This is a genomic window from Streptomyces hainanensis (genome assembly GCF_004348415.1).
Lineage (GTDB): Bacteria > Actinomycetota > Actinomycetes > Streptomycetales > Streptomycetaceae > Streptomyces > Streptomyces hainanensis.
On record NZ_SMKI01000358.1, the window covers coordinates 1 to 8,302 of the forward strand.

Here is an 8,302-nt window from a genome sequence, read left to right on the forward strand (position 1 = left end):
GTCGGCGGGTGGGGGCGGCGAAGGCACGGGCGATGTCGGTCGGTTCCGGGTCGCCGCCGGATGCGGCGGGTGGTTCAGGTGGTGAGGTCATGGAGTCCCCTCAGGGCGGTCCGCAGCCGTTGTCGGGCCTTGTGGAGGTCACTCTTGACGGTGCCCGGCCGGCGGCGCAGCGCGGTGGCGATCTCGTCGACGGGCAGGCCGGCGTAGTAGTGGAGCAGCACGGGCACCCGTAGTCGGTCGGGCAGCGACTCGACGAGGGCGCGCACGTCGACTCCCTGGTCGGCGGCGGGCGCGTGCTCGTCGCGCGGGTCGAGGCGGCGGGCGGCGTGGCGTTCCCGGTCGCGGTGCCGCCAGTGGTCCTTGACCAGGTTGGCGGCGATGCTGAACAGGTAGGACTCGGGGTTGTCCACGGTCGTCCACCGGGACCAGAGGCGGGTGAACGCCTCGGAGGCGATGTCGTGGGCGACCTCGTCGCCGTCCACCAGGCCGCGGCACCAGCCGGCGAGCCGCGGGTAGACCGCCTCGAACAGCGCCTCGGCCTCCTGGGCTCCGCTCACTCGACGCTCACCGTGCTCGTTCCGCCGCTCGTCCCGTTGTTCCTCGTTCGATCGTGGTCGCCCGTCCGCCGGGGTCAACCGGTGCCGGTCACCCCCAGCCACCGGCCGGAGCCTGGCCGACGCCCAGCGTCCGCAGGTCGGTCAGCACCTGCTCGGACTGCGCGTCCAGCCAGTCGCACAGCTGGCGGAACGAGACGAAGCGCACCTCGTCATAGGTGGCCATCTCGCGCAGCGAGTCCTCGACGGCGTCCATGTAGATGCCGCCGTTCCACTGCTCGAAGTGGTTTCCGATGAAGAGCGGCGCGCGGTTCGAAGTGTAGGCCCGTTCGAATCCGCCGAGGAAGGCGCCGGTCGCCTGCTGCCGCCAGGTGTCGAACTGGGCGGGGTCGCCCTGGGTGGCGTCGCCCGACTGGTTGGCCAGCATGCTGTAGTCCATGGCCAGCACCTCGAAGTCGTGGCCGGGGAAGGGCAGTGTCTGGAGCGGGAAGTCCCACACTCCGTCGCGGCGCTCCGGCCAGATCTGGAGTCCGCCGGGTGAGCTGGCGTCGTAGCGCCAGCCGAGCTCGGCGGCGACCGGCAGCAGGTTCTCCTGGCCGAGCAGCCCCGGGGTGCGGCCGCCGACCAGTTCGGTCTCGTGGTCGAAGGGCAGCGGGTCCAGGTCGTCGAATCCGGTGTGCGTGCGCCAGCGGGTGACGAACGTCTTGACCTGGGCTATCTCCTCGCGCCAGTCGTCGGAGGTCCAGTTGCCGACGGAGCCGTCGCCGGCGAGGAAGTGGCCGTTGAAGTGGGTGCCGACCTCGTGGCCTTCGAGCCAGGCGGCGCGCAGCTGTTCGAGGGTGTCGCGGATGTGGGCGTCGGTGAGGTAGCCGATGTCCGAGGCGCCGGGCGCGTTGCGGGGCGGCAGGTAGGTCTCCCGCTGGGCCTCGGGGAGCAGGTAGAGGCCGGAGAGGAAGAAGGTCATGGCGGCGCCGAGTTCGCCGGCGAGCTCCCGGAAGCGGGGGAACAGGCCGTCGTCGAGGGCGGCGGCGCCGTCCCAGGAGACGACGACGAACTGCGGGGGCCGCTCGCCGGCCTCCAACGGGCGTTCCGGGCCCGGCTGGTGGGGCTGGGGGCCGGTGTCGGCGGTGGAGCCGTCGCCGATCAGCCGGGGCCGCTCGACGCTGGGTCCGGCGTCCGGAGTGGGGCCGCAGCCGGGCACGGCGTCGCCGCACGGGACGTCGCGGGCACCGAAGGACTTGGCGGGAGCGGCGACGGCCGAGTAGACGCCGGCGCCGATCAGCGCGGCGGTGCCGAGGCCGAGCAGGCCGCGGCGGGAGAGGCGGCTCTCGGCGTGCCTGGCGCGTGTGGGGTGGTGGCGGTCGTGTGGGCTCACGGCGGCTCCCTCTCTCTCGGTCGTGCGGGTCGTGCGGGTCATGCGGTCGAACCGGTCGACACCCTGTGGACTGGCTCGCGGGCACCCCGGTTGTCACAGCCGCGCAACAGCGCGCCGGGGGGTGCCCTCGTGGGCCCTGTTGTCCGCCCCCTGCTCCGGCCCTACCGTTGAGTGACACTCCGTCAGGGCGTGATCATCGGGTGTGATGGTGGGGGTGCGGTCTGTGGTGCGGCCTTCCGACTGGAGTCCGGTCGACATGGACTCCGATCCGACACCGGGCGACCCGGAGGAGGTCAGGGAGCTCGCGGAGAGCCTCCAGACGTTCGCGGACGATGTCGGCGAGGCGTTGGGCCGGGTCCGTGGCATGGCGGACGACCGGGCGGTGTTGGAGTGGGCGGGGCGCTCGGCGGAGGCGTTCCGGTCGGAGTTCGACGGGGTGCCGGGCAATCTGGAGAAGCTCCGGACCTCCTACGACCTGGCGGCGCGGGCGCTCGGCACCTACTGGCCGAAGCTGGAGACCGCGCAGGGGATGGCCGACCGGGCGTTGGACCGGGCGATCGCGGCGCAGGCCGACCTGACCTCCGCGCAGGGCGCGCTGTCGGACGCGGAGGGCTGGGTGGACCGGGCCGCCGCCGAGTCGACCCGGTTGCAGGAGGAGGGCGAGCGGGACGGCGTCGAGCCGCCGGACGAGGCGGAGGTGCGGGCCGCCACGCGGGACCGCGCCGCGGCCGACCAGGCGGCGTCCTCCGCCCGAGGCCGGGTGGACGAGGCCGGGGGCCGGCTCGACGCGGCCCGCCAACTGGCCCGCGAAGCCCAGGGGTTGCGCGAGGAGGCGGCCAGGGAGTGCGCCCGGGAGATCGACGAGGCGTCCGACGCGGGAATCCAGAACCGCAGTTGGTGGGACAACCTGGTCCGCTGGTTCTCCGACGCCTGGGACACCCTCGTCGCCATCTGCAAGGTCGTCGTCGCCGTCCTCGGCGTCATCGCCCTGATCATCGGCGGCCCCCTCGCCCTGATCGTCCTCGCCGCCGCCGTCGTCGTCCTCGCCGACACCCTCGTCAAATACGCCAACGGCGAAGGCTCGCTGCTCGACGTCGCCTTCGCCGCCCTCGACTGCATCCCCGGCATGCGCGGCCTCACCACCCTCGGCGGCCTCGCCCGCGGCATCCGCTCCCTGGCCACCACCGGGCTGCACGGGCTGCGGCAGGGGCTACGCGGCCTCGGCCGGAGCATCCGCAGATTCGGGCGGGGCGGCGACACCCTGGTGTGCAGGACCGACCCGGTCGACATGGCCACCGGCGAGCTGGTGATGGACGCGACCGACGTCGAACTCCCCGGTGTGCTGCCGCTGGTGCTCCGCCGCCACCACCGAAGCGGCCTCCGCGAGGGCACCTGGTTCGGCCCCTCCTGGGCGTCGACGCTCGACCAGCGGCTGCTGCTCGACGCGGGCGGCGTCCGGCTGGTGACCGAGGACGGGATGGTGCTCGACTACCCGCGGCCGATCCCGGACGAGCCGATGCTGCCCGTCGAGGGCCCGCGGTGGGCGCTGACATGGAGCGGCGCCGCCGACACGCCGATCGCCGTGCACCGGCGGGACAGCGGGCACACCCTGCACTTCGCGCCGGTGCCCGGCCGGTCCGGTGCCGAACTGCCGCTGGTCGCGCTCGGCGACCGGAACGGCAACCGGATCAGGATCGGCTACGACCCGAGCGGCGCGCCGCGCGACATCGTCCACGACGGCGGCTACCACATCGGCGTCAGCACCTCCCACCACCGGATCACCGAACTCCGGCTGCTCAACGACCCCGAAGCGCCCACGCTGCTGCGCTACGGCTACGACGAGCGCGGCAACCTCGCCGAGATCCGCGACTCGTCGGGGCAGCCCCAGCGGCTGCGCTACGACGAGCGGCACCGGCTCGCCGGCTGGGAGGACCGGAACGGCAGCTGGTACCGGTACGAGTACGACACCGAGGGCCGCTGCGTCGCCACCGAGGGCGCCGACGGGTTCCTCGGCAGCGCCATCGCGTACGACGCCGAGGCGTGCCGCACCCGGTTCACGGACTCGCTCGGCCACACCACCGTCTACGAGTTCAACGACAGCTACCAGCTCGTCGCCGAGACCGACCCGCTGGGCCACACCACCCACCGCACCTGGGACCGCCACGACCGGCTCACCTCCCTCACGGACCCGCTCGGGCACACCACCCGCCTGGAGTGGAGCGTCCACGGCGACCTCACCCGGGTGCGCCTCCCGAACGCCACCGAGTCCTCGGCCAGCTTCACCGACCTCGGCCTGCCGTACGAGCTGACCGACCACGACGGCGCGGTCTGGCTCCAGGAGTGGGACGAGCGCGGCAACTGTGTGCGGTTGACCGACCCCGAGGGCGCGGTCACGCGCTACGGCTACGACACGTTCGGCGCCCTCACCGAACTCACCGACGCGCTGGGCGCCGTCTGGCACTTCGGCAACAACCGTGCCGGGCAGCCGACCTCGGCCGTCGACCCGCTGGGCGCCACGACCCGCTACGGCTACGACGCGTTCGGCAACGCGGCGACCGTGACCGACCCGCTGGGGGGAATCACCCGGGTCACCTGGACCGTCGAGGGCCTTCCCGCCAGCAGGACGGAGCCGGACGGCGCCACCGAGTCCTGGGCCTACGACGGCGAGGGCAACTGCCTCACCCACACCGACCCGCTGGGCCAGGTCACCCGCGTCGCCTACACCCACTTCGACCGGATCGCCGCCCGCACCACGCCGGACGGCGCCCACCACGCCTACCGGTACGACACCGAGCTGCGCCTCACAGGCGTCACCGACCCCAGGGGTCTGACCTGGGAATACGGCTACGACGCGGCCGGTAGGCCGACCACCGAGACCGACTTCGACGGGCACGTCACGCACTCCGCGCACGACCCGCTCGGCCGGCTGCTGCGCCGGGTCAACGCCCTCGGCCAGACGGTGGAATTCGTCTACGACGCGGCCGGTTTCCGGATCGCCAAGACCGTGGACGGCGCCACCACCGACTTCGCCAGCGACCCGGCGGGGCGGCTGGTGCGGGCCGCCGGTCCCGACGCCGTGCTGACCGTGGGCTACGACCTGCTCGGGCGGGTCACCTCGGAGGCCGTCGAAGGACGCGTCCTCGCCACCGCCTACGACGCCGTGGGCCGCCCGATCCGGCGCACCACGCCGACCGGTGCCGTCACCGACTACGCCTACGACCCGGCCGGGCGGCGTACCGCGCTCACCGCGGCCGGCCGCACCCTGGCCTCCCGCCACGACGCGGCCGGCCAGGAGATCAGCCGCCGCCTCGGCGCCGCCGGCGCCCTCCTCGGCCTCACCCACGACGCGGCGGGCCGGCTCACCCGACAGTCGCTCACCGCGCCGGGAGGCTCCGAGCCGGCCTGGCGGCGCGGCTACGAGTACCGTCCCGACGGCCTGCCGACCGCCCTCGACCAACCGGCGGGCGGCCGCCGCACCTTCACGCTGGACGGCGCGGGCCGCGTCACCGGCGTCGACGCCCGCGGCTGGCGCGAGTCCTACGCCTACGACGCGGCCGGCAACCCGACCCGCGCCGACTGGCCGGACCGGCATCCCGCCGTCGAGGCCAGGGGCGAGCGGGCCTACACCGGCAACCGGCTGACCCGCGCCGGCGGCGTCCGCTACTCCTTCGACGCGGCCGGCCGGGTGGTGCTGCGGCGCCGCACCCGGCTCTCCCGCAAGCCCGAGGTCTGGCGCTACGCGTGGGACGCCGAGGACCGGCTCACCGCCGTCACCACCCCCGACGGCACCCGCTGGCGCTACCACTACGACCCGCTCGGTCGCCGGATCGCCAAACAGCGGCTGGCGGCGGACGGCACGACCGTCGTCGAGGAGACCCGCTTCACCTGGGACGGCCCGCACCTGGTGGAGCAGACCACGGTCGTCGTCGGTGAGCCGGGCGAGACCACCCTCACCTGGGAGCGCGACGGCACGGTGCCGCTGGCCCAGCGCGAGCGCCGCCGCGTCTCCGCCGAAGCACCCCAGGACGTCGTCGACCAGCGGTTCTTCGCGATCGTCAGCGACCTGATCGGCACCCCGACCGAGCTGGTGGACGAGGCCGGCGAGACCGTGTGGCGGGCCGAGGCCACCCTCTGGGGCCTGACGAGGGGCCGCCCGGGCGACGCCACCGCCGACACCGCTACCGCCACCGCCGACACCCCGCTGCGTTTCCCCGGCCAGTACTTCGACCCGGAGACCGAGCTCCACTACAACTACTTCCGGCTCTACGACCCCGCGGTCGCCCGCTATCTGAGCCCCGACCCGCTCGGCCTGGACGGGGGCCCCAACCCGCACTCCTACGTCGTCAACCCGCTGCTCTGGCTCGACTACCTCGGACTGTTGAGCTGTGGCGACCACGCCAAGCTGTTGCGAAGGTACATGACGCTCGAGGGGCGCGGGCCGCTCCCCGGCCACGCCGCCGCGCACATCGTGCCGTCCGGGTTCAACCGCGGTGGCGCCCCCCAGATGCGGGCGCTGCTGGCGCGTTACCGCATCCACGTCAACGACGCCGCCAACGGCATCTCGCTCGGCCATCCGCGCCCGCACAACTTCACCCACCACAACGCCTACTTCCAGCGGCTCGGCACCCACCTCGGGGACCTGGTCGCGGACCGGGTGGCCCGTGGCTTCGGGCAGCGGGCCATCCGCCGCGCCCTGCGGGGCGAGCTGCGCCACGTCGGCAGCCAGATCCTCGACGAGCTCCGCAGGGGCAAGCCGTCCTCCACCGCATACTGGACGGCGCCATGACCTCTGACGCCACCCACACCCCCCGCGCCGTCTACCGGCCGCTGCCGGCGCTGCGCGACATCCGCACGCTGTCCCTCGACCACTCGCTGGTCAGGCTCAAACGCTGGCAGATCACCGGCAAGCCGACCGAACGGCCCACCGGCTTCGGCGCCGCGTGGGGCGGCGACCCGGACTGGCCCACCGCCGGGTTCCCCTCCGGCTATCCGGGCGCGCCGATCCTCACCCCGCCGCTGGTCGCGGCGCTCGGCGCGGACCGGCTGGCGGCCGCCGGCGAACTGCTGCCGGTGCGGGTCGAGGGCGCGGAGCCCGGCGCGTACCAACTGCTCCTGGTGGAGCCCGTGGTGGACTGCCTGGACGCGCGCCACTCCTCCAAGCCGAAGCGGGTCACCGGGCACGTCAAGCAGGCGGTGTTCCGGCCGGACGCCGTGCCGGCCGAGCTGCCGGCGTTCCGGATCCCGCAGTACCCGACCGCCGTCTACTGGAACGGCTGGGCCGTGGAGCGGCTCGGCGAGGTGGTCGGCGCCGGGCTGGAGGCGCGGCTCGTCTGGTCGGAGGATCCGGCGCTGGTGCCCCACCGCGACCCGATGTGGCTGTGACCGTGCCCAGGTGACGCCGCACACGTTTCGGCCCCGGGTCGCGTCTCCGCCGTCCGTTTCCATCGATGCGAACTATCGTTGTATCGCTATCGGTTGCGGTGCGGAACCCGTCAGCTTCGCTGGGAGGGCACGTGGCACGTCCGTCCGACTGGAGTCCCGTCGACATGGACTCGGACCCGACGCCGGGTGATCCCGACGAGGTCCGATTACTCTCCGACGAGTTGCAGACGTTCGCCGACGACGTCGGTGAGGCACTGGGCCGGGTGCGGGGAATGGCGGACGACCGGGCGGTGCTGGACTGGGCCGGGTTGTCGGCGGACGCCTTCCGCTCCGAGTTCGACGGGGTGCCGGGCAACCTGGAGAAGCTCCAGACCTCCTACGACCTGGCGGCGCGGGCGCTCGGCACCTACTGGCCGAAGCTGGAGACCGCGCAGGGCATGGCCGACCGGGCGTTGGACCGGGCGATCGCCGCGCAGGCCGACCTGACCTCCGCGCAGGGCGCGTTGACCGACGCGCAGGACTGGGTGTCCCGGGCCGGGGACGAGGCCGAGCGGCTGGAGCGCGAGGGCGAACGCGAGGACGTGGAGCCGCCGTCCGAGGCGGACGTGCGGGCCGCGACCCGGGACGCGACGGCCGCCGGGCAGGCGGCGTCCTCCGCGCAGGGACAGGTGGACTCCGCCGAGGAAGCACTGTCCGCCGCCCGCGAACTCGCCCGCCAGGCGCGGGAGATGCGCGAGGAAGCGGCCAGGGAGTGTGCCCAGGGTATCGACGAGGCGTCCGACGCCGGTATCCAGAACCGCAGTTGGTGGGACAACCTGGTCCGCTGGTTCTCCGACGCCTGGGACACGCTCGTCGCCATCTGCAAGGTCGTCGTCGCCGTCCTCGGCGTCATCGCCCTGATCATCGGCGGCCCCCTCGCCCTGATCGTCCTCGCCGCCGCCGTCGTCGTCCTCGCCGACACCCTCGTCAAATACGCCAACGGCGAAGGCTC

The 8,302-nt window shown here is 73.7% G+C and carries 5 protein-coding genes; 3 read left to right on the forward strand and 2 right to left on the reverse strand.

The genetic code is table 11. From position 1 onward, the window contains the following. Positions 1-74: 74 nt before the first annotated feature. Both E1283_RS26785 and E1283_RS26790 read right to left on the reverse strand, forming a co-directional pair. Positions 75-557: an RNA polymerase sigma factor gene (locus E1283_RS26785; RefSeq protein ID WP_243745130.1), complete on the reverse strand. Its 483-nt coding sequence runs from the start codon at positions 555-557 to the stop codon at positions 75-77. A gap of 88 nt (positions 558-645) precedes the next feature. Next, positions 646-1,929, reverse strand: coding sequence for a polysaccharide deacetylase family protein (locus E1283_RS26790; RefSeq protein ID WP_132820731.1), 1,284 nt, complete (start codon positions 1,927-1,929; stop codon positions 646-648). A 256-nt stretch (positions 1,930-2,185) separates the two neighbouring features. Here E1283_RS26790 and E1283_RS26795 point away from each other — a divergent pair, with 256 nt between their 5' ends. From E1283_RS26795 to E1283_RS26805, 3 genes are all read left to right on the forward strand, one after another. Beyond that, the gene (locus tag E1283_RS26795) at positions 2,186-6,715 is read left to right on the forward strand and encodes a DUF6531 domain-containing protein (RefSeq protein ID WP_165956250.1); all 4,530 of its coding nucleotides are present in this window, start codon (positions 2,186-2,188) and stop codon (positions 6,713-6,715) included. Further along, a complete protein-coding gene (locus tag E1283_RS26800) occupies positions 6,712-7,311 on the forward strand; it encodes a hypothetical protein (protein ID WP_132820733.1) in 600 nt (199 codons plus the stop codon). The genes E1283_RS26795 and E1283_RS26800 overlap by 4 nt, the downstream gene beginning before the upstream one ends. 131 nt (positions 7,312-7,442) lie before the next feature. Further along, positions 7,443-8,302: putative T7SS-secreted protein (locus tag E1283_RS26805; protein ID WP_341829954.1), on the forward strand; the 860-nt coding region annotated here is incomplete at its 3' end.

Bases quoted from the DNA above. Each gene is read 5' to 3' on its own strand.
- E1283_RS26795 (WP_165956250.1), top strand. From the start codon at position 2,186: ATGGACTCCGATCCGACACCGGGCGACCCGGAGGAGGTCAGGGAGCTC.
- E1283_RS26800 (WP_132820733.1), top strand. From the start codon at position 6,712: ATGACCTCTGACGCCACCCACACCCCCCGCGCCGTCTACCGGCCGCTG.